The sequence below is a fragment of the Acinetobacter portensis genome, assembly GCF_010646905.1.
Lineage (GTDB): Bacteria > Pseudomonadota > Gammaproteobacteria > Pseudomonadales > Moraxellaceae > Acinetobacter > Acinetobacter portensis.
Genome location: NZ_JAAARQ010000002.1, coordinates 2288513 through 2311015 on the forward strand (window position 1 = coordinate 2288513; position 22503 = coordinate 2311015).

General features: G+C 35.1%; 17 protein-coding genes and 1 pseudogene. 12 read left to right on the forward strand and 6 right to left on the reverse strand.

What is annotated here, in order from left to right; genetic code table 11:
• Nucleotides 1-36 precede the first annotated feature (36 nt).
• Both GTK57_RS10860 and GTK57_RS10865 read left to right on the forward strand, forming a co-directional pair.
• Nucleotides 37-2801: pseudogene (locus GTK57_RS10860) on the forward strand (M16 family metallopeptidase).
• A 247-nt stretch (nucleotides 2802-3048) separates the two neighbouring features.
• Nucleotides 3049-5814: a M16 family metallopeptidase gene (locus GTK57_RS10865; protein WP_163123466.1), complete on the forward strand. Its 2766-nt coding sequence runs from the start codon at nucleotides 3049-3051 to the stop codon at nucleotides 5812-5814.
• 76 nt (nucleotides 5815-5890) lie between these two features.
• Here the strand turns inward: GTK57_RS10865 and GTK57_RS10870 are convergent, their stop codons facing one another.
• The gene (locus GTK57_RS10870) at nucleotides 5891-6292 is read right to left on the reverse strand and encodes a DUF3144 domain-containing protein (RefSeq protein ID WP_163123469.1); all 402 of its coding nucleotides are present in this window, start codon (nucleotides 6290-6292) and stop codon (nucleotides 5891-5893) included.
• A 109-nt stretch (nucleotides 6293-6401) separates the two neighbouring features.
• Here GTK57_RS10870 and GTK57_RS10875 point away from each other — a divergent pair, with 109 nt between their 5' ends.
• Nucleotides 6402-7034 (forward strand): hypothetical protein, encoded by a 633-nt coding sequence (locus GTK57_RS10875; protein WP_163123472.1) that lies wholly within the window; start codon nucleotides 6402-6404, stop codon nucleotides 7032-7034.
• 257 nt (nucleotides 7035-7291) lie between these two features.
• On the opposite strand, the gene GTK57_RS10880 is transcribed toward GTK57_RS10875, so the two are convergent.
• A complete protein-coding gene (locus GTK57_RS10880) occupies nucleotides 7292-8185 on the reverse strand; it encodes a phosphotransferase (RefSeq protein WP_163123475.1) in 894 nt (297 codons plus the stop codon).
• Nucleotides 8186-8346: 161 nt separating this feature from the next.
• On the reverse strand, nucleotides 8347-9807 hold the full coding sequence (locus GTK57_RS10885) for a CYTH domain-containing protein (protein ID WP_163123477.1): 1461 nt from the start codon (nucleotides 9805-9807) through the stop codon (nucleotides 8347-8349).
• Nucleotides 9808-10044: 237 nt separating this feature from the next.
• Between GTK57_RS10885 and GTK57_RS10890 the strand changes: the two genes are divergently transcribed.
• From GTK57_RS10890 to rapA, 8 genes are all read left to right on the forward strand, one after another.
• Nucleotides 10045-10416, forward strand: coding sequence for a DUF962 domain-containing protein (locus GTK57_RS10890; RefSeq protein WP_163123480.1), 372 nt, complete (start codon nucleotides 10045-10047; stop codon nucleotides 10414-10416).
• 298 nt (nucleotides 10417-10714) lie between these two features.
• A complete protein-coding gene (gene thiE / locus GTK57_RS10895; RefSeq protein ID WP_152875098.1) occupies nucleotides 10715-11335 on the forward strand; it encodes a thiamine phosphate synthase in 621 nt (206 codons plus the stop codon).
• A gap of 30 nt (nucleotides 11336-11365) precedes the next feature.
• Complete coding sequence (gene hemL, locus GTK57_RS10900; RefSeq protein ID WP_152875097.1) at nucleotides 11366-12670, forward strand: glutamate-1-semialdehyde 2,1-aminomutase; 1305 nt, start codon at nucleotides 11366-11368, stop codon at nucleotides 12668-12670.
• A gap of 87 nt (nucleotides 12671-12757) precedes the next feature.
• Nucleotides 12758-13174 (forward strand): GlcG/HbpS family heme-binding protein, encoded by a 417-nt coding sequence (locus GTK57_RS10905; protein ID WP_152875095.1) that lies wholly within the window; start codon nucleotides 12758-12760, stop codon nucleotides 13172-13174.
• Between the two features lie 122 nt (nucleotides 13175-13296).
• Nucleotides 13297-13920, forward strand: a complete 624-nt coding sequence (locus GTK57_RS10910; RefSeq protein ID WP_163123483.1) for a hypothetical protein — start codon at nucleotides 13297-13299, stop codon at nucleotides 13918-13920.
• 126 nt (nucleotides 13921-14046) lie between these two features.
• Nucleotides 14047-14751: a phosphopantetheine-binding protein gene (locus GTK57_RS10915; RefSeq protein WP_163123486.1), complete on the forward strand. Its 705-nt coding sequence runs from the start codon at nucleotides 14047-14049 to the stop codon at nucleotides 14749-14751.
• A 133-nt stretch (nucleotides 14752-14884) separates the two neighbouring features.
• Nucleotides 14885-15529 carry an RluA family pseudouridine synthase gene (locus tag GTK57_RS10920; RefSeq protein ID WP_152875091.1) on the forward strand — a complete coding sequence of 215 codons (645 nt, stop codon included), beginning with the start codon at nucleotides 14885-14887 and terminating at the stop codon, nucleotides 15527-15529.
• A gap of 153 nt (nucleotides 15530-15682) precedes the next feature.
• A complete protein-coding gene (rapA, locus tag GTK57_RS10925; protein WP_163123489.1) occupies nucleotides 15683-18511 on the forward strand; it encodes an RNA polymerase-associated protein RapA in 2829 nt (942 codons plus the stop codon).
• A gap of 58 nt (nucleotides 18512-18569) precedes the next feature.
• Here rapA and GTK57_RS10930 read toward each other — a convergent pair whose 3' ends face one another.
• Nucleotides 18570-19115, reverse strand: a complete 546-nt coding sequence (locus GTK57_RS10930; protein ID WP_152875089.1) for a DUF1440 domain-containing protein — start codon at nucleotides 19113-19115, stop codon at nucleotides 18570-18572.
• A gap of 206 nt (nucleotides 19116-19321) precedes the next feature.
• A complete protein-coding gene (locus GTK57_RS10935; protein WP_163123492.1) occupies nucleotides 19322-20548 on the reverse strand; it encodes a pyridoxal phosphate-dependent aminotransferase in 1227 nt (408 codons plus the stop codon).
• Between the two features lie 221 nt (nucleotides 20549-20769).
• On the opposite strand from GTK57_RS10935, the gene GTK57_RS10940 reads away from it, so the two are divergent.
• The gene (locus GTK57_RS10940) at nucleotides 20770-20952 is read left to right on the forward strand and encodes a hypothetical protein (protein WP_152875087.1); all 183 of its coding nucleotides are present in this window, start codon (nucleotides 20770-20772) and stop codon (nucleotides 20950-20952) included.
• Nucleotides 20953-20994: 42 nt separating this feature from the next.
• Here the strand turns inward: GTK57_RS10940 and GTK57_RS10945 are convergent, their stop codons facing one another.
• A complete protein-coding gene (locus tag GTK57_RS10945; RefSeq protein WP_163123495.1) occupies nucleotides 20995-22443 on the reverse strand; it encodes a sensor domain-containing diguanylate cyclase in 1449 nt (482 codons plus the stop codon).
• Nucleotides 22444-22503: the final 60 nt, after the last annotated feature.

Consider the following 22503-nt stretch of genomic DNA (forward strand, 5'->3'; position numbering starts at 1 on the left):
TAAAAATAAAACATCATTTTTTAAATAGGTTATTCCATGCAATTAAAACTCAAAACATTAACGGTTTCTTTATTGGCTCTAGGTTTAAGTACTGCAATATTTGCAAAACCTGTTTTACAGCAATCATATAAACAAATTGAAGAATATAAACTTGATAATGGTCTTAAAGTTATACTGTTTGAAAATAATAAAGAACGTAAAGCCTTTATAAACATGATTTACCAAACAGGTTCTCTAAATGATCCGAATGGTAAGGGAGGCATGGCGCACTTATTAGAACATTTAGCTTTTAAAGGTACGCAGAATATTAAAGGTGACGATTTTCAAAAACGACTTGATCAATACACGTTGTCTAATAATGCTAGTACAGATTATTACGTGACTCAATATACCAACGAGGTTCGGGCAGACCAAAAAGCCATTGATGAAGTGATTTATTTAGAAGCTGAAAGAATGGATAAGCTTGTACTTCAACAAAAATTTGTGCCTTCTGAAATTGAGATTGTTAAACGTGAGCGTGAGTTGACCTCGGATCAACCATTTTCTTTGCTAATCGATAAAGTATTTAAAGCAATTTATGGCAATAAAGATTTAGGACGTGAACCTATAGGTGATTTAGGTGAATTACAATCAATTAATATGACGGAGTTAAATCAATTTTATCGGAAATGGTATGCACCAAATAATGCGGTAATGGTGATTACAGGTAATTTTGATAAAACATCTTTACTAAATGTTTTAGATCAAAAGTTTAGTACTATTCCTGCTAGAAAAATTCCAGACCAAACAGTAGTTCCAGTGGTTGATCTGACAAAGATAAAAGATCAGTATTTTAGTGTTCAAAAAGGTAGTAGCTACCAGAAAATGAATATCTATATCACACCTAGAAAACCTGAAATTGAACCTATTTTGAGCATTACACCATTATTGTTCAACATTGAGCCTAGTGGGCAATTATATAAAAATATGGTGGATACAGGGATTGTGGATGATGCTACGATGTCTCCATGGATAACACCTGATTTTAATTTGATGATTGTAAGTGCTGATTATGCACCATCACAAAATGTGAAAAAAATTGATAAATCATTAATTACAAGTGTAGAGCAATTTCAATTATTTAATGATGTAGATTTGAGCCGTGTTAAAACTGTTTTCAAAAATAGTGCAGATGCTGATTTTAAAGATGCAACAAAAATAGGTGAATTACTAAGTGATAGTGTGGCTTTGAATAAGGGAAATTGGATTCAGTATTTTCAAGATAGAGAAGTAACACAAAAATTAGATGTAAATACGATTAATCAACAATTAAGAGTTTATTTCAAGCCTGATCATCGTATTAGCTCAGAAATCACCCCAACTTCAAAATCCGAAAAAAAGTAATGCAAGCAGATGCACATACAGTATTAGATACATTAATGAATAATGCTGATGAAAAGCCTCAACCATTGAAAAATGTGACAGTTTATAAAAAAGAAAGTGCTCATTATTTACAAGACGTTATTGAACATTCCAAAGAGGCAGAATCTGAGATTGTACGAGGGAAGTTAAATAATGGTTTGCAATATGCACTTTATTCAACAAGTACATTAGATGATCAGAGCTATGCAAATTTGGTCGTAAATTTTGGTACGGCTGAAAGTTTATTCAATAAAGGTGAAGTGATTGATTTAACCGCATATTTAATGATGCGTGGTTCTGATCGTTATTCATTACAAGACATTACGGATAAATCTATTGAAGCCGATGGGGAGGTTCTAGTTGTACCCAATGGTAATTCTATCGAGTTTAGAGTTTCGGCTGATAAAGCACATTTTTCTGATTATTTAAAATTTGTTCTAGAGCTAATTAAAACTCCAACATTCGATAAATCACAATTTAATCAGATTAAAACTAAATCATTAAATCGATTAGATCGTTCTTATACAGAGCCTGAAACTGTCGCTACATTTGCTATGAGTAAATTGGTAAATCAATATCCTGAAGGCGATTTACGTGGCTTTTCTAGCCCAGAATTTAGTAAAAAATCTATTAATAAAGTCACAAATGAACAAATAAAAAGTTTCTATAAGAAATATTTTAATATGCATCATGCTCAAATTGCAGTAACAGGTGAAATTAATCCTCAACAAATTAAAGCCTTGTTAGAAACAGAGCTTTCAAGCTGGAATGGACAAGAAGACTATGCCCCAATTGGTGCAATATATCAGCCAGTAAAGGCACAAAAACATCATTTACTTGCAGAGCAACGAGAGTTTGGTCATTACAAAGCAAATCTAGCTATAGCGATGGGGGCTGATAGTCCTGACACACAGGCAATGTATGTATTGAGCTATATTTTGGGAGAATCACAATTATCTTCACGTTTAGGTCAAGAGTTGCGTGAAAAAAATACCTTGGTGTATGGGTTTAATGAATCTGTGACTGTTAGTGATTATGAAGACTCGGGTTATCTTGAAATTTCAGCGAATTATACTGCTGGTAAATCTGAATTGGTTTCACGTGCCGTTCATAAAGTTCTAAATGATTTGTTGAAGAATGGTGTCACCGAACAAGAAGTTGAAGCAGCAAAAGCCGATTTATTAAAACAAAGTGCTACAGGTTTAGAAAATGCATCGAATATTCATGAATTATTAGCGCCTCAACTCAAGCACAATCGTAATATGTCTTATTTGCAAAGCAAATATCAACATATTGCTAAAGTGACTAAAGCCGATGTTGATGCTGTTATTCAAAAATACATTAAGCTTGATCAGTTAGTCGAGGTTATGGCAGATCAATATGGTAAAGATGTGAAATAAAAAGAATAAATTTCATGTTTTTATTGGTTGTTAAACTGTGAAAAATAAAGATTGTTAACTGAGAATTGTTTACAATTAAAATATTGGTCAGATTGGAATTAGGTCTCTATTTTCGATTCTGACCATTTTTACAGTTTAAATTTGATTATTGATTTAAATTATTGTTTTTTAATAAAATAAAAAAGATTGCATTTTAATTGTGTCTTGAATGACGTATTTAAAAAGAGATTAATCTTTTGGAGTGATTATGCTTTTTCGCTTTAACCAATGTGTTGTTTCATTTTTTCTTTTGGGAGTAGGTTCATCTGTTTTTGCTCAACCTGTATTGTTTAAAGCAGAACAGAAAATTGAAGAATACACCTTAGATAATGGTTTTCGTGTCATCCTTGCACAAAATGATAAAGAAAATAAAGTGTATATGAACACGATTTATCGCACTGGTTCTTTGAATGATCCTAAAGGTAAGGGTGGTTTAGCACATTTATTAGAGCATTTAGCTTTTAAAGGCACGCAAAATATAAAAGGCGAAGAATTTCAACGTCGTTTAAATCAGTACACTTTATCGAATAATGCAAGTACAGATTATTATGCAACTCAATATATCAATATTATTCGTCCAGAACAAAAAGCAATAAACGAAATTATTCATCTTGAAGCTGAGCGCATGGATAAACTTGTTCTACAAGAAAAGTTTGTCCCTTCAGAAATTGCGATTGTAAAACGTGAACGTGAAGTGCGTTTAGATCAACCATTTTCTGTTTTACTAGATCAAGTGTTTAAAACTGCTTATGGAAATCAACATTTAGGGCGTTTACCTATTGGTGATTTAAATGAATTACAGTCGATTAAAATGAGCGAGTTGAATACTTTTTATAGAAATTGGTATGCGCCAAATAATGCCATTATGGTCATTTCAGGTAAATTTGATAAAGCTGAAGTTTTAAAGCAAATTGATCAAAGTTTTAGTTCAATTCAAACTCGAAAAATTCCAAAACAAGCGACCGTGCCTGCATTAGACAGCACAAAAATTCAAAATAAAGTATTTAAGGTTCAAAAAGGCAGTGACCTTGCAAAATTTAATATTTATTTAACAGGAGCAAATGAAAATGTGAAAACAGCATTGGCAATGTCTCCAACTTTATATACTTTACAACCAAGTGGGCATTTATATCAAAGTATTGTAGAAACTGGCATTGCGACAGCTGCGCAATCTACAACATGGTTAGATAAAGATTTTAATATGGTGTTTATGGGGGCAGTTTATGCACCTAACCATAATGAAAAAACAGTTCAAAACTCATTAAATACAGGTGTTGAACAGAATAAGCCATTTACAGAGGCTGAGTTAAATCGTATTAAAAAAATGACGATTAACCAAGCAGAGAGCGTTAAAAATAACGCATCTGCATTAGGTTCACGTTTAGGTGATTATGCCATTGCTTATGATGGTGATTGGACTCGATATTTTAAAGATTTGACAGATGTTCAAAACTTAAAAGTAAATGATGTTAATCAGGTGTATAAAGGATTCTTGTCACCTAAAAATCGAATTATTGGTGATATTCAACCGACACCAGAAGATCAGAAAAAAGCACTCACTTTAGATGTAAATGAAACAGATACAAAAACTTTAGATGCTTCTAACGAAAAGCCAGAACCATTAAAAGATATATCAACCTATAAAAAAGAAGTAAGTGCTTTTGTTGATTCATCTAAAAAACATATTGAAAGTACAGAAAAGAAAATTGAGCGTGGTGAGTTTAAAAATGGTGTGAAATATGCACTTTATTCTACATCTACTCGTGACGATAAAACTTATGCCAGCATTAATGTAGATTTCGGTACGGCAGAATCTCTATTTAATAAAGGTCAAGTTATCGATTTAATGGCATATCTCATGCTACGAGGATCGGATAAGTATAGCTTACAAGATATTGCTGATAAATCGATTGAAGCAGGTGGTGGTGTTTCAGCATCGGGGAGTGGTAATGGTGTAAACATTCAAATTGTTGCGAAGAAAGAGAAATTTGAAGAGTTCTTTAAATTTGCAATTGAATTGATGAAAGCTCCTAAGTTTGAACAAACCCAATTCGATTTAATTAAATCGCAATCGCTTTCAAGTTTAGACCGTCCATATACAGAACCTGATATGGTTTCTGCTTTAACAATCACAAGAATTGTAGAGAAGAACCAACCCGGTGATTTACGTTATCATTTCGAACCTGAGTTTGCTAAAAAGCAATTACAAGAAGCAAGCAATGAGCAAGTAAAAGCATTGTATCAACAGTTTTTTGCGATGAATCATTCACAAATTGCAATTACTGGTGATTTTGATGCGAAGAAAATCAAGAAATTATTAAAGTCTGAATTTTCTAAGTGGAATGGTAAAGAAGCTTATGAAAAATTGCAGAGTCCGTATTCCACCTATCCTGCACAAAAACATCATATGCTTGCAGAGCAACGTAAATTTGGCAGTTATGTCAGCGTAATGCCATTTCCTGTAGGCGCTGATAATCCTGATCGACCTGCGCTTGTTGTGTTTGGAAATATTTTAGGTGTATCGCAATTATCTTCTCGTTTAGCTCAAGAATTACGTGAAAAAAATGCACTTGTTTATGGTTTTGGCAGCACTTTGAACTTCAGTGACCAAATTGAAAGTGGTGCATTAGGCATCAGTGCAAATTACACAGCAGGAAAGGCGACACAAGTTTCACAAGCTGTTCATAAAGTTCTCAATGATTTATTGAAAAATGGTGTAACGGAACAAGAGGTTGAAGCAGCCAAAGCAGATATCTTTAAAAAACGTGTTACAGCGTTGGAAGATGAACGTCGTATTCATGGCATGCTTACTTCACAATTAGAGCGTGGACGCGATTTATATGCGCGTGAAAAGCAAGATCAAGGTTTTGCTCAAGTGACTAAAGCAGATGTAGATGCTGTTATTAAAAAATATATTAAGCTCGATCAATTTGTTGAAGTGATGTCCGACCAATATGGTAAAGCAGCAAAATAAATTGTTCATCGATCATTCTAGAAACAAATAAAAAAAAAGCCCGAAAGGGCTTTTTTTATGACATAGCATTTAAATATTAATGCTTGTGATCATGTTCGTGATTGTGCTTATTGGCATGAAACTCTTCGTTATGACGGAAACGTAAGTAGTTTTCAAACTGTTCACAATATTCATCGTAGTTATCTTCCAACATCATTTGGAATTGCTGAAGAATATAAGACATCACTTGGTCTTTGGCATCGCGCATTTCGTTGCCATCTTTGAAATTGTTGGCAGCAACCCAAGTGTTAAAACGAGCTGTACCAAAAAGCATTGCAGCACTCACTTGACCGCGCTTTTCAGTTGGCTTTTCTTGAGTTCCTTTTTCTACACGGCAAAACTCATTTGCTTGTTTGATAAATTCATCAGCACGTTCAAAGAAAATAGCATTCAAAGCTTCTTCTTCAGTAACATCCGTCGCTTCGATCTTTTGAACCATGAGCTTTTCCTAGTATAAAAATCTAATGCTGCATTATAGGCAAAGGCTTGTAGAAACGGAACCTTTCGCTTAATCTAAAAATAGCCTAAGCATTATTATGGAATATTCAATGCAAGATGCCATTGCGGTTCAACGTTTAAAAAGTGATATCGCTTTATTGCGCCAAAATACTTGGCCACCTACAAATTTAGCCAATGTAGAAGGCTTACCCATTTATTACGGCACAAAGTCGGAAGTAGACGAATATTACAAACAATGGACGGGCTTAATTGAAAGGGCGCAAGATTTATTTCAGCCGTTTATGGAAGATGAAGTGCTTGATGAAATTCATTTGCCGAGTCATTTAAATTTGCCATTGTTTTATTTTCATGTAGACCGAATTCGTATTAATAAAACACGTGCAAAAGAGTCGAAAACTTTTCGTGGTATTGCAAGCCTTATTGAAAAGTGTGGGCAATTTGAACCAGAACAAATACAAGCAATGTCGCAATGGTTGGACAGTGATGATACTGCTGCTTTAGTTGCACATCGTGAGTTTATTGATTTAAGAACTTATGTGTTTCAACATGGGCAAAGTGATTACACACGCACACGGTTTTATGTGAATGGTATTGTTCTTAGTATAGAAAATGACTTTGAATTGGTCGATGCTCGAGAGAAGCCACGTAAGCAACGTAGTGATAGTTATAACGACCCATTGGCAGATAACAATACGTGGAAAGTATTTGGGAAATATCGTTAAGTGTAAAATTAATAATGACTTGGTCATCTATGCTTATTTTATATGGATATTTTTTTTCTGATTGAGTGTTTAATGAGACTAAATAAAACTGTAAAACATTGCTTAAAAGTAGGTAGTAGGTGCGGAACGTGAATAATTAACGGAAAAGCCCAAGTGTGTGTACTTGGGCTTTTAGGTGTATGGTAAGATTTTGATTTAAAAGAAATAATTAAAATGATTTTGTATGGGTGTATTATGTTAATTTTAAAATTTATTAATTATATTTTAAAGTCATCAAGGATCCTTTTTAGAGTAGATCTTCCTAACTCACTCATACTTGGATTAGTTTTCTCATAGTACCAAACTAATCCAATTGCTTGTTGAAATGCCCATGCCGCACCACGCTCCCATTCAAGGTCATTTGAATCTAAATTATTTTTTATAAGCTCTCTTCTTTCTTTATCAAAAAGATGCCATACCGAAACTAAATCTAAAGCTGGATCTGCTACACCAAAACTACCGCAATCAAGTACCCCAATAAGTCTATTATTTTTAACAAGTATGTTGGCAGGTATAAGATCTTTATGACTCATAACATCATTATCAAGTTTTGGAAGTATTCTAAATTTTTCCCATAAGGAGCTTAATATTGAGGTATTTAGTAGTTTTTTACTGTTTTCTAAACACGTAGCTATCCATTGATCATGATCAAGAAGATTTCCCCCTCGTCCTTGTCCATCAAAAATACGATCATTTACATTTATAGATCTTAATGACTTTATAAGGGCTGAAATATCTTGGGCTAAAGATATAGACGAAGAAAAATCATTAGGTGTTGCAATATCACCCTCTAACCAACTTTGTAACATCCATGACATTGGGTAAATTGAGCTTGGTCTGCCAAGACTTATAATCTTTGAACAAGGAAAATCTGAATGTATTGAAAATTCTTCAATCGCCAAGGCTTCTTTTTGAATAATTTTACCGTTTTCTCTTTCATCTATTTTTTGTAAAGGAAATTTAGCAACTAGATCTACGCCTATTCTGAAAATTGCATTAGTTGTTCCTTGGGTATTTAATTGCTTAATTTCCATTTCTTGATATTCAGGAAATTGATCCTTAACTAAACGAGCAACAATTTTCGTATCTAAATAGATTTGATTAGTATGCATCATGTATTCATGAATCTCTTAGAAAATATGTTTTGGAAAGTACATTATATTAACTATAAAATTTCTACTAAATTATTCCTATGTAACATAAAACATCTTATACAAAATCTAAATTTAAAAGAAAGCGAGGAATTCATCCTCGCTTTTTTATTCTAAATCAATTATTTCAAGAATTTACGGCTCACCATAAATTGTTCTGTTGCTTCTAGTAAACGCTCTGCATAAACTTCTTGCTTGGCTGTAAGCCAACCTAAAACAAACCAATCGCTTGCTTCTAATTCTGTTTGTTGAATGTATAAAGCCGAAGAAGATAGAACCAAATATTCATGTGCTGCCAGTTGGGCATCATTTAAAGCTTTGCTGTATTTTTGCAAATTTTTAACATCATAAATATGGGTTAAAATTGGAAAGCTAAATTTCAATTCACTAATATGCGTTGCAAGTAAATCTAAGCTTTCAAAATTACTAATCTCCGCCTGACTCAAACTTTCTTGCAAAATTTTATACTGATGTTGCAACGTATTTTGTGCAAAAGCTTTTAAATCTTGCTTTTGAGATACTTCACTTGTTTCTAAACTAAAGGTTAAAAGCTCAAGAAAGTGATGAACATTTTGTGTCGATTTAACTAAATTATTCAGCTTTTCTTTGGCATAAAGAATATCTTTTTCCAAATTTGAAGATGTATTTGGATTTTGTAGAAATGTGCCCAAAGTATCTTGCATATGTTGTAAATGCTGTAAATTTTCAAATTGCTGTTTAAAAGCATTCAGCTGATTTGTCCATTTATTTGAAAGAGAAGGGCTCCAATCTTTAAAAATATGCAAACTTAAATACAAATGATTTAACGCAGTTTGCGCTTGCTCAATATGTGACTTTTCCGCAAGTAATGCAGAAATAGCGGCAATGTTTGGTAGTAAATGTTGAAGTTGTTGAGAAATTAACAAGCGTAGATTTATATCAGCACTGTCTTTTTTACTGAGTTGAAATTCTTTAGCGTATTGTGCAGGGCTAACAATTTGTTGTTGTGCAAGTAAATTGCCAATTTCGGCTTTGCTACGTACATCTAACCAAAGTTGATATTTCTTAACCCACTCAAAACTAAAAGCAAGTAAGCTTTTAATAGAACCATCTTTCAGTTCAAATTCAACTTCATGAACGGGAGATTCCCCATGTTCAGCACGAATTGTACCAATGTCCAGACTGACTTCAATATGCGTATCTTCAAATGGAATTACACGTGAAGTTCGTTCAATATCCGTTTCAAATTGCAGTTTAAGCGCATCAAAATTTTGTCCTAAAGCATTGGTTAAAATTTGTGTTGCTTCAGCATCATCTTTATAAATGTCTAAATTCAATTCAGGTGGAATCTCAGATTCGCCTAAATCATAATTATGTTCAAAGCGTTGAATATGGCTTTTTCCCGCAGCTTTTAGAGTTTGAATCCAACACGTACCTTCTAGGCGAAGACGTAATGCTGCATGATTTTGTGCAAGTAAACGATCTTCCGTATCAAAATATTTTGCTTTTAATTGAATGATTTCTGACTTTTTAGGATCTAAAGCTTTAAGTAAAGCATTTCGTCTTGATTCATGAATTTGAAATTTTAATTCAACTTCGGTCATAAGTTTTGTCCTAGTTTTAATCTCAATGTGTGAGATGAGTCAGTTCACGTGAATATGCGTTATTAAAGTTATGTATAGCGCAAAAATAATGTTGTATATGTTCAACCTTGATTGTATCGAAAATCTATTTTGATGTAAGGCTTGACGAATCTAGATTACAAAGAAGTGGCTTTAATTTAAGCGAAAAATGGTTTAACGTGATTAAAACGTATCAGGAAGATATCAGTGAATATAAAGATGGATCAAAATTTTAATGTCAATATTCAGCCAGAATTGAAATTACCCATTCATAATTATCATGAATTTTATCGCTTCTACTTAACCGAGCATCGAAATATCATGAGTCGACGTTTACACGTTGCAGGTAGTTGCATTGGGTTGTATTTTTTTAGCAAAGCCATTCGACAGCGTCAGGCTAAATATTTTGTTTATGGTTTAGTTTCAGGTTATGCCTGCGCTTGGATTGGGCATTTTGTTTTTGAAAAAAATAAACCTGCAAGTTTTAAACAACCTATTTATAGCTTTATTTCAGACTGGAAAATGTTCTCGGATGTATTAAGAGGTAACTTAAGTTTAAGAGATAGAGCATTTGATAAAATTAAGAGTTAATGTAAATATTCGAAAAATATAGCAATAATTATATTTATTTTTATGATTAGTATGAAAAAATTGAAATAAAAGCTCTAATATTTTTAAAAAATAGGGTAGAGTGTTGAAACACTAATTTATTTTTAATGTTAAATATCCAGTTTCCAAACCTAGAGCGACCTCTCTAGGTTTTTTTTATGCCAAAAGCTTATAAAGCATCAATAATTCAATAGAAAAATAATGAATTACTACATGTTTAAATGATTTATCTCATAGGGTTGTGAGATAATTCGGCATAAGACAAATTTCGGCAGATGTGATGCGCGGTTTATATTTAATTACTAACGATGATCCAATTGAGCTTTTGTTAGCAAAGCTTGAAGGTGCAATGGCAACTTATGAAGTGGCTGTCTTACAGTATCGTCGTAAGAATGTTCAAAAAGAAGCACAAGCCTATGAAATTGGCTATATGAAGCATTTATGTGCCCAATACAAAGTACCTTTTGTCATCAATGATGATTTAGATACTGCAGTTGAATATGGCGTAGGGGTACATTTAGGGCAAGATGATGGCTCAATTGCAGAAGCAGTAGCACGTTTACCAAAAAATGTTCTGATTGGTCGTAGCTGTAATAATTCTATTGAATTGGCAGAACAAGCCATTGCCGATGGAGCAAACTATGTTGCTTTTGGTGCAATTTATGCCACTGATACAAAACCTGAAGCGGGTAATATCGGTCTTGAAACTTTAAAACAAGCAAAAGCGAAGTTGAATGTGCCTATTTGTGCAATTGGTGGTTTGACCGTTGAAAACGGTGCTGAAGTGATTGCTGCGGGTGCAGATTTATGTGCGGTGATTAGTGATGTTTTAGGTCGTTCAATGTCTACGGTTGGTCAACGTGTATATGATTGGTCAGAACTATTTGCTGAACAAGCTTAATTTTTTTATTTTTTGAGTTGAGTGATTTTCATGAGTTTATCTCCAAAGCAAGAACAATTGTTCAAACAAGCAAGCAAACATATTCCAGGTGGTGTGAATTCACCTGTACGTGCATTTAATGGTGTAGGTGGTACGCCAGTATTTATTGAAAAAGCGCAAGGCGCTTATTTGTACGATGTAGATGGCAAACGCTATGTAGATTATGTCGGTTCATGGGGTCCAATGATTTTGGGTCATGCACATCCTGAAATTATTAAAGCCGTTCAAACTGCTGCTGTAGATGGTTTAAGTTTTGGTGCGCCAACGGTACACGAAACAACTTTAGCGGACATTATTTGTGAAATTATGCCGTCTATTGAATTGGTTCGTATGACCAACTCAGGCACAGAAGCAACAATGACAGCAATTCGTCTTGCACGTGGTTATACGGGGCGTGACAAAATTGTTAAGTTTGAAGGATGCTATCACGGTCATTCAGACTCGTTACTTGTGAAAGCAGGTTCTGGTCTATTGACAAGTGGTGAGGGCGAAGCGACTTCAGCAGGTGTTCCTGCCGATTTTGCAAAACATACGCTTACGCTTCCGTACAACGATATTGCAACTTTAAAAGAATGTTTTGCTAAATTTGGTTCTGAAATTGCAGGGGTCATTGTTGAACCTGTTGCAGGCAACATGAATCTTGTAAAACCAATTGATGGTTTCTTACAAGCTATTCGCGATGTATGTGATGAACATGGTTCAGTCTTCATTATTGATGAAGTAATGACAGGTTTCCGTGTGGGGCTAGGTGGTGCGCAGGCTCATTACGGCGTAACACCTGATTTAACGACTTTAGGTAAAATCATTGGTGCAGGCTTACCTGTGGGTGCATTTGGTGGTAAACGTGAAGTGATGGAATGTATCGCGCCGCTTGGTAAAGTGTATCAAGCAGGGACATTGTCGGGTAATCCACTTGCAATGCGTGCGGGTATTGAGATGTTTAAACATCTACGTGCTGAAGGTTTCTATGAAAACTTAACCGCTAAACTTGCAACATTACTTGCAGGCTTAGAAGCAGCAGCAAAAGATGCAGGTGTACCATTTAAGACTCAACAAGTGGGTGGTATGTTTGGTATGTACTTCACCGACCAAGAAGACATCACAAGCTTTGATTCAATGTTGAAATGTGATGTTGAAGCATTCCGTCAATTCTTCCACGGGATGTTGTCACGTGGTGTAAACCTTGCCCCATCTGCCTTTGAAGCAGGCTTCTTCTCAGCAGCACATTCAGATGAAGATATTGAATATACTATTCAAATGGCGAAAGAAGTTTTTGCAGAAATAAACAACAAATAGGCTAGAAATTAGCTAAACTAAAGCCCGTAGTTGATATGCTACGGGCTTTTTTATTGAGCAAATTTTAGAATAAATTAAGGACATTTTATGAAAACTACACATTATTTAACTTTAGCAGATGCAGAATTCTTATTAGATCAAGCACAAAAATATGCTATTGAGCATTCATTTAATGTCAGTATTGCTGTTGTTGATGCGACGGGTAGTTTATTGACATTCAAACGTATGGATGGCGCAGCACCCATTAGTGCGACAGTAAGTTTAGAGAAAGCAAAGTGTTCTGCTATTAGTCATAAACCTTCAAAAGCATTTGAAGATATGATTAAAAATGGTCGTGGTGGTTTCCTTTCAATTTCAAACTTTGTGGGTTTGTTAGAAGGTGGTTTGCCAATTGTTTATGAGGGACAAGTGGTTGGCGCTGTGGGTGTTTCAGGTGTTCAAGCATTCCAAGATGCAGAAATTGCTCAACATGCCATTGAGAAATTTTTAGCTCAAGTGAATTAATTCAAAAAAGCGATAGATAGAAAAGTAGAAATTTATTATAAATTACATCTATCTATCGCTTAAATTTTATATAAAATAATAACTTAGATAATTTTTTTTGTTTTTCAATTTCTGGGGGAAATATGGGGGCGAATAATAAAAATTCATTCTTTAGTCAATTTGGTGGAATGATCATTGCTGTTGGTGTCATGGTGCTTTTATTCTATAAAGATGATTTAAAAAGAATTAAAGAAAATCATCAGCAAATTCCCAATCAACAAAGTATTGAAAATACAAATGTTAATGGTTTGAAAGAAATCGAAGATTTTAGTCAGCAACAAAAAATATTAGAAAGCCAATATGCACGACCGTTTGTACAAAACACCATGAACAACTTTCCTTTAGATGGTTCTGTAAAAGGTTCTCTCACTTTCACAACTAAAGACAAAGATGCTGTTTTTCTAGTAAGAGATAAGATGACAAATACATTACATGTTGTGGTTCAACTACCCAAATATAGTAAAGCGGAAACACTTGCTCCTTTAGGTGAGTATACAATTGAATATGCAACGGGTGATGGGGAGTGGCAGGGTTTAGATAGATTTTGGGGGTATTCAACGCAATTTTATAAAAGTAATCATCAACATGTTATTTATAGAACGGATCATGGAAATGGCTATACCACTTATAGTACGGGAATCACTTTAAATACTATGACAGGTCAGACACCTGAAAAGATTAATAAAGATCAATTTATACAGCCTTAATAAAATCATGTGATTAAATTGAGCGAAATAAATATTTTTTTGTTTGATCATATTTTTATGGTTGAAAACTACCTCAAAAAATCTTTCATTTGTATAATTCTTTAAATCACATGAAATTGCTCTTCAATGTTCTATCCACTCCCAAAGAAAATTCAACTCGACGCGAGCCAAGCCAAATGGGCATTATCATCTACAGAAAGTGTTTTACTTCTTTTGGGTTTAAATGAATTACAGCAAGAAAATGATTTTCAAAATTCAGAATTAAATCAGCATTTCAATGTGTTGATGAAAAAAGCCAAAGCTTTAGATATTCCAGTCGTATCTTTAAGCGCAAATGAAATGATGCAAGGCATGATGTTGTTGGGCGAACAACTTAGTCTAAGAAAACAGCTTATCGTGACAGGTAAAATTTCAGCGCAAGCCAAACAATTACTCGAATATCTAAATTCAGTCACTGAAAATATTTGTGTAATAGATGATGCAATTTTGCTTACGAATATTGAACAACATATTCAATGGATTGAAAGCATTTCAAAGCAAAAAATCCATCATATAAACACGTATAATTTATTGCGTTTGTGGTCATTAAGTGCGCCTAAAGAATTTATTCTGTCGAGCAAAGGTATTTTATTGGTAATTGCCGAAGCCTTAGATATAGAGCCTTTAGAAATAGATCCGAATCAATATTTAAGCAGTTATGGGTTAAACTCTGTTTCTATAGTCAGTTTGGTTGAATTGTGGCGCGTAAATGGTTCAAATATTCGTTACGAAGATTTTAAACCTGACTTAACGCTTGCAAGCCTAATGAATTATTTAGTGAATCCGCATTAAAAAAACACAAATTGAAAATTTAATTTGGCTAAATCGGAAATTTCGTCGGTTATTAACGCTTTGAACATTGTATTTTATAGTTAAGATTCTTATCATTGCTCGCTTGTTTTCGTGATCAGCTTGGAATTGAAACTTGAGTAATTTTCTAACCGAACACCTGATTCATCGTGATGAAGATTTCATGGTGATTCATAAGCCAGAAGGGATACTCACTGTTCCTGGGAAAACACCAGATTTACAAGATTGTGTGATCAATCGTTTACTTGCAGTAGAACCGAATACTTTGCTTATTCATCGTTTAGATCGAGATACTTCAGGTATTTTAGTCTTTGGTTTATCGAAATTCGGACAAAACCGCATTTCACGCCAATTTCAAGAACGTCAAACTTCAAAAATTTATCAAGCCATTGTTGCAGGTCATTTAGAAGATGAGGGAACGGTAGATGTTCCAGTCATTTATGATCCATCTAGACCGCCATTGCATATTGCAGAACCATCTCATAATAAACCTGCTTTAACACATTGGCAGGCAACTGAACATTTTCAAATTCAAGGACAAGATGTAACGCGCGTTCAACTTACGCCAATTACAGGTCGTTCTCATCAACTCCGTGTACATATGCAATATTTAGGTCATCCAATTATTGGAGATACCTTATATGCAACGCCAGAGCAACAACAGCTTTCGCCACGTTTATGTTTACATGCGGAAAAATTAAGCTTTCATCATCCTAAAACAGAACAATCTGTTGAGTTTTATTGTGCAGTCCCTTTTTAGGGTGAAAGTGTTTCAAGAGATTTAATTTAGCTCACTTTTTGGTGGGCTTTATGTCAAAATATATTGCTTAAAGGTGTTGTTTTTTGGTCAAATGCTAATCAATGGTATTGAATGAAAAACACATCCTAACTTCTTAGATAAAGGTGGAAAAAATTGCAGCAGTTTGCTATTGGTCAACGTTGGCTTTCAGACACAGAAACAGAACTTGGTTTAGGAGTTCTTATTGATGTAGATGAGCGATCGGTCAGCATTTTATTCCCCAAAAGTGATGAAACTCGTGTGTATGCACGGAGCAATGCGCCTTTATCTCGTATTATCTTTAAAGCTAAAGATGAAGTGATGGATCAAGAAGGCACAACGTGGATTGTGGATTCTCTTGAAGATCGTAATGGTGTCATTCGTTATAATGTGAATCGTACGCTTGAAGATGGAACGGAAGAACGTAAGTCTTTAAATGAAACACGTATTGGTGCAAGCATTCAGTTATCTAAGCCTTTAGAGCGCTTACTTGCAAGCCAAATCGATTATAAAGAATGGTACGACTTACGAATTGAATCTTTATTGATGCAAGCGAACATGAAATCTAGCCCATTACGCGGCATGATTGGTTCACGTGTTGGTCTTATTCCGCATCAACTTTATATTGCACATGAAGTGGGTCAGCGTTTTGCACCACGTGTTTTACTTGCAGATGAAGTAGGCTTGGGTAAAACCATTGAAGCAGGTCTAATCATTCATCAACAACTTAAAACAGGTCGTTCTGAACGTATCCTGATTTTAGTGCCAGATTCACTGCAATATCAGTGGATGATTGAAATGCGTCGTCGTTTCAATCTTCAATTTTCATTGTTCGATTTAACACGTACTGCGTCTATTAAAGAACATGATCCAGATTTAAACCCATTCTTGACAGAACAATGCATTATCGCAAGTGTCGATTTAATGATTGACCATGATGATTTGCGTGAGCAAGCAATGGAAGCAGGTTTTGACCTTCTTGTTGTCGATGAAGCACATCATTTGATGTGGAGCGAAGAAGATGGTGGTAACGATCGTTACGACTTAGTTGAAGAACTTGCTCAACAAACTGCGGGTGTATTACTTCTTACTGCAACACCTGAACAACTTGGTGTGGAATCACACTTTGCTCGTTTACGTTTACTCGATCCGCAACGTTTTAATTCTCTAGATCGCTTCTTAGATGAAGAAGAGCAATATCAACAAACAGCGAAAATTGCTGAAGTGTTGATGTCTGATCTTGCTTTAGAAGAAGCACATTTGGTTGCACTTGAAGCATTATTGGGTCGTCGCATTGAAGATAACCCTGAACAACGTTTCCGTGCGATTCATGAATTATTAGATCGTCATGGCACAGGTCGTGTTTTATTCCGCAATACACGTGAAGCAATTCAAGGCTTCCCAGGGCGTGATTGTCAGCCTGCACCTTTACCTGCACCAGAAAAATGGTCTAAAGATGGTAAATTGCGTGAACAAATGTGGCCTGAAGAAGCACAACTAGACGGTGCTTGGATGGAAACTGATCCACGTGTTTCGTGGGTTATGGAAATGCTTCGTACGCAGTTGAAACACAAAAAAGTGTTGCTTATTGCACGTAGTGGCCCAGTCGTTGAAGCTTTAGAAAATGCACTTCGTATTCATGCGGGTATTCGTACTGCAATGTTCCATGAAGGCATGAGCCTTTTAGAGCGTGACCAAGCTGCTGCATATTTCGCAGAAGATTCGTATGGTGCACAAATTTTATTATGTTCAGAAATTGGTTCAGAAGGTCGTAACTTCCAATTTGCATCTGACTTAATTTTATTCGACTTACCTGCAAACCCAGATGTACTTGAACAACGTATTGGTCGTTTAGACCGTATTGGTCAAGAAAACCGTATTCAAATTCATGTGCCTTATTTGTTAGGTACCGCGCAAGAACGTATGTTCCGTTGGTACAACGAAGCTTTAAACATCTTTGGTAATATTTCACCAACGGCGCAAACACTACAAGAAAACTTTATTGTAGATTTAAAAGATTGTTTGCTTGCAGATATGGGGCAAAAGTTTGAAGAGTTACTTGAAGCGGTTGTGGTTCAGCGTGAAGCGTTAGAAGCTGAACTTCAAAACGGTCGTGACCGTTTGCTTGAATATAACTCTTGCCGTCCAATTGTTGCACAAGAAATTGTGACTGCACTTGAAGACTATGATGACAATACAACTTTGCCGATGTTTATGAAACGCTTTATGGCGTCTACAAATATCGATTTTGATGAGCAAAGCAACGGTACGGTTATCATCAAACCAACAGACCAAATGCAAGTTCAAGGAATTACACTTGATGAAGAAGGTATGACGGCTACGTTCTACCGTGATCAAGCGCAAATTCGTGAAGATGCACAATACTTAACGCTAGAACATCCATTTACTGAAAGTGTAATGGAAATGATCAGCACACAAGGTTTTGGTAGTACAAACGTTGCTGTACTTAAATCTGCGGCTTTACCGCAAGGTTCGGTACTTATTGAAGTATGGTTCAAGGTAGATGTTGTTGCGCCAAAAGCATTGAATTTGCCATCAAGCTTACCGCAACAATTGGTACGTGTATTATTAAGTGAAAAAGGTCAGGATTTATCGCAAAAAATTGCACCTGAAATTTTAAAACCTTATTTACATCATTTAGATGGTAATAGCTGCCGTCAAGTTGTGAAAGCGCGTCATGAAATTATTGAAACACGCTATGCTCAAGCATTAGAAATTGCAAAATCAGCTTTGCCGAACTTCAAGCAACAAGCGAAAGAAGTGTATGGTAATAAATGGCAATATGAAATTGACCGTTTAACTTACTTAAAACAATTTAATCCAAGCATTCGTGAAGATGAAATTGCACGTCTACAAAAATTCCAAAAAGAAGGAATTAGCTTGTTAGATGGTTTAGCGGTAACACCAGAAGCTATTCAAGTGATGGTTGTTGTAAAACCATAAGTAAAATAAAGAGTTTAAAAAAAGCACCTTCGGGTGCTTTTTTATTGAAAAGTATAAATTATGTCCAATAACCACGAATCGGTTTTGCAGCCAAAGCTAATACAAAAACGAGGCAGATCTCAATCGATACAGCCCAGTAAATATGTCCAATAATTTCGCTCCATAATTCAGCTGAGTTTAAATTCCATAGCCAACCTTTTTCACCATTTGCATAAATAGGATTTCGAAAACCTAGAGCAGGAATAAGAAAGCCATGCATGACAACAGTAATAATAAGACCGTATAGCGCACCATAAGCCATACGAATTTTAGGCCAATAAGCTGAAATTAAAATATATATAAACACAAAGGCAAAGCTAAATAACCAATGATATAAAGTGACTGCACCAGAAATAGTATGTCCTTGATAGATATAATCTAAGCTATTTGAATGGAAACCTAAGGGACCAAGCCAAGCATCTATATGTGCAGCAGGAGGGGAAATATCACCTTGCATACGAGGGGGCATATTAACTTCGCTACCCCATTTCACCAATGAACTTATAATTCCGCCAATTAATGTGCCAAGTATTAAAATTTTAAGATTATTTTTATTTAAGATCATTGTTATATCCTTCTTATTTAATGTTATTTATTAAGGTTTTTTCATTTTATGATTGATAAAAGAGGTTTACTGTTCTTAGAATTATAGAATATGAGTGATGACACTGAGTTGTGAAAATGTAATTCAGCACATGTTTATCTGATTCATATATGTAATAAAAAACCCGCGAAGAACGCGGGTTTTTTTAAATCTGTTGTTAATCCAGATTATTTTTCAGCAGCAATTGAAGCAATCGCAGCGTCTACGCCTTCAATTGAATCAGCAGCTTTTTTGATACGAGCAAGTGCATCAACAAGAACTTCGTCAGCAGTTGCATAAGAAATACGCATGAAACCGCCTAAACCAAATGCATCGCCAGGAACTACAGCAACACCAGTTTCTTCCAATAACCATTCAGAGAATTCTGTGCAAGATTTTAAACCTTTCGCACGAATTAACGGACGGATATTTGCGTATGCATAGAATGCACCATCAGCAGGTAAGCAAGAAATACCGTTGATTGTATTTAAGCCATTTACAACTAAGTCATGACGACGTTTGAATGCTTCAATCATTGGCTCAAGAACATCTTGGGGACCATTCAATGCAGCTTCAGCAGCAACTTGCGAAATTGAAGTTGGGTTTGAAGTAGATTGAGATTGGATTTTTTTCATTGCACCAATAAGTTTTGCAGGACCCGCTGCATAGCCAATACGCCAGCCAGTCATTGCATAGGCTTTTGATACACCGTTAAGAACGATTGTACGGTCGTAAAGGTCTGGTGCAACAGTTGCGATGTTGTAGAATTCATCATCCCAACGGATTGGTTCGTACATATCATCAGAAGCGATATAAACTTCTGGGTATTTACGAAGAACTTCAGCCAAAGCTTCTAATTCAGCTTTCGTGTAGATCATACCAGTCGGGTTAGAAGGGCTGTTTAAAACAACCAAACGTGTTTTGTCAGTAATTGCAGCTTCTAATTGAGCTGGTGTGATTTTGAAACGTTGTTCTTCACCACATTTTACAATAACAGGCACGCCTTCAGCGATGATTACCATATCTGGATAGCTTACCCAGAATGGAGCTGGGATAATAACTTCATCACCTTTGTTTAACAAAGCCAAAGCTAAGTTAAAGAATGATTGTTTACCACCACAAGAAACCAAAATTTGGTTTGCAGCATAGTCAAGGTTATTGTCACGTTTAAATTTAGCAATAATTGCTTTTTTAAGACCTGGCGTACCGTCAACAGCCGTGTATTTTGTGAAACCATTATTGATTGCTGCAATTGCTGCATCTTTGATGTGTTGCGGTGTATCGAAATCCGGTTCACCCGCACCTAAGCCAATAACATTTTTACCCGCAGCTTTTAATTCAGCAGCTTTATTGGTAACAGCTAGTGTAGGGGACGGTTTGATGGCATTTACACGATCAGAGAGACGTACGTCCACGGCAGTATTCCTTCTTATGGGGTTTAAAAAATAAAAAGCATATTATCTTATCCTAAAATGAAGCCATTAGGCGTACATAATTTTTACAAAATCATAAAAAAATTAAAAATATGATGAACTTCGTTGAAGTCTAAGGAAATGATTGTGGCTTTTAGGGGGAAGGGGTCGCACAGTTTTTAAAAATTCCGTACAATATGTACAGTTATAATTGAGTGAATCTAATGAGCACCCAAAATACTCCCAAGAAAAAGCCCATGGTAAAGCTACCTTTTCCTATCAAAGAAGCGAATGACGCTAAAAATGCAGATGAAGAAGTAGAGGATTTACGTCCAAAACCGCAACCTTATGCAGATCGTACGTGGATGCCTCCGCGTGGGACACGTCGTTCAATGGGTAAACGCTAATTAAAAATAGGTGCTATAAGCACCTATTTTTATATTCAATTTTCAAACACTTTCTTTTTCATGTTTCAGAGAGAGGTAAAATGCTCTTTTCTGTAAGTACATCGCTTTGTCTGCACGTTTTAGCATATCTTCTATGCGTTCATTGTTCTGAGATGACGCTGAACCAATTGCAAAATTAATCTTTTGGGTTGAGTAAAATTGATTATCTATATGAATGAGTTCATATAACGCATCTAGACTACTTTGTAATGCCGCTTCATCAGCACCGGGTAGAAGTACAACAAACTCATCACCACCAATACGTGATGCGCTATAAAGTGTATTGTGAATGAGTTGAGTTAAGATTGCGCCTGTACGTCTTAATAAGTCATCACCAACATCGTGTCCTTGAGTATCATTTATTTCTTTTAACCCATTCATATCAATATAAATACAAGAAACAGGTCGAAGCGTACTGCGTTCAATTCGGTTTATTTCAGAACTATAAAATGAGCGATTATAAAGTTTGGTGAGCACATCATGTTTGCCTAAATATTCTAGATAATTTTCAGCTTTTTTACGTGCAGTAATATCAGTAAGCGCAAGTTGCGCCATACTCCAATTATCTTCAAAACCTGGGAAAATGGTAAATTGCAGTAGAACGTGTCTAATACTTCCATCTAGCGCATAATTTACAGCTTCACATTGGTGGTGAATATTACCTTTCCATAATTCAATGAGTTGCCCACGGAAGGTGTTTAATGTTTCATGACCAAATACGGTATAAATATTTTGTAGTAAATGATCTTTAGATGAAGCACCAAATAAATTAAGTGTCGCTTGGTTTACATCAATAATTGAAATATCACGTAGACATTCAATAATAAAATCATTGTGTACATCTAAAAACGTTACAAAGTCTTCTATACCAATTGCTTTTAAATGATCAAGACGGGTTTTGATACGGCTAAAATCTTCTACCCATAAAGATGTTGGCGAATAGGTGAAACGTGCTTCTGCAATCGAACGACTGTGAGCTTCTAAACGACAAGCATCCTGATAAGAGGTAATGTTTTCTGTACTCAGTAAAATCAGAGATAAATTATCTTCGTGACCTGGTAAAACAGTTCCTCTTAAATGAATATCAAGGCGCTTTCCTGTTAGTGAATAATTGACCGCTGTATTGGAAAAATGTGATTGATTATTCCACAAAGCTAGTAAGTCGTGTATGTGGCTTTCTGCCATATCATTGCTAAAAATTTGACTTAAATTTTCACGAAGATGATCTACATTTTTTGCTTCAAAAAGCTCTAAAGTTTTATGATTTACTTTAAGGACTTTGATTAAATTTGCACAGTGTAAAACTCTAGACATATCTTCTCTTAAGAAGTCTTCTAAGTTTTCTACCCCATCATTTTTCCAAATATCAAATTGATTTTTGACTTCGCTAAAATCTTCAAGCCAAAAAGGAATTGGTGATAAATCAAAAATTGAAGAATCGAGAATCTCCATTTATAAATACCTAATATTTTTATACGTTTTAATAACGTGAAATATATCACTAAAAAATTA

Coding starts and splice junctions, on each gene's coding strand:
- GTK57_RS10865 (WP_163123466.1), top strand. CDS start 3,049: ATGCTTTTTCGCTTTAACCAATGTGTTGTTTCATTTTTTCTTTTGGGA.
- GTK57_RS10870 (WP_163123469.1), bottom strand. CDS start 6,292: ATGGTTCAAAAGATCGAAGCGACGGATGTTACTGAAGAAGAAGCTTTG.
- GTK57_RS10875 (WP_163123472.1), top strand. CDS start 6,402: ATGCAAGATGCCATTGCGGTTCAACGTTTAAAAAGTGATATCGCTTTA.
- GTK57_RS10880 (WP_163123475.1), bottom strand. CDS start 8,185: ATGCATACTAATCAAATCTATTTAGATACGAAAATTGTTGCTCGTTTA.
- GTK57_RS10885 (WP_163123477.1), bottom strand. CDS start 9,807: ATGACCGAAGTTGAATTAAAATTTCAAATTCATGAATCAAGACGAAAT.
- GTK57_RS10890 (WP_163123480.1), top strand. CDS start 10,045: ATGGATCAAAATTTTAATGTCAATATTCAGCCAGAATTGAAATTACCC.
- thiE (WP_152875098.1), top strand. CDS start 10,715: ATGCGCGGTTTATATTTAATTACTAACGATGATCCAATTGAGCTTTTG.
- hemL (WP_152875097.1), top strand. CDS start 11,366: ATGAGTTTATCTCCAAAGCAAGAACAATTGTTCAAACAAGCAAGCAAA.
- GTK57_RS10905 (WP_152875095.1), top strand. CDS start 12,758: ATGAAAACTACACATTATTTAACTTTAGCAGATGCAGAATTCTTATTA.
- GTK57_RS10910 (WP_163123483.1), top strand. CDS start 13,297: ATGGGGGCGAATAATAAAAATTCATTCTTTAGTCAATTTGGTGGAATG.
- GTK57_RS10915 (WP_163123486.1), top strand. CDS start 14,047: ATGTTCTATCCACTCCCAAAGAAAATTCAACTCGACGCGAGCCAAGCC.
- GTK57_RS10930 (WP_152875089.1), bottom strand. CDS start 19,115: ATGATCTTAAATAAAAATAATCTTAAAATTTTAATACTTGGCACATTA.
- GTK57_RS10940 (WP_152875087.1), top strand. CDS start 20,770: ATGAGCACCCAAAATACTCCCAAGAAAAAGCCCATGGTAAAGCTACCT.
- GTK57_RS10945 (WP_163123495.1), bottom strand. CDS start 22,443: ATGGAGATTCTCGATTCTTCAATTTTTGATTTATCACCAATTCCTTTT.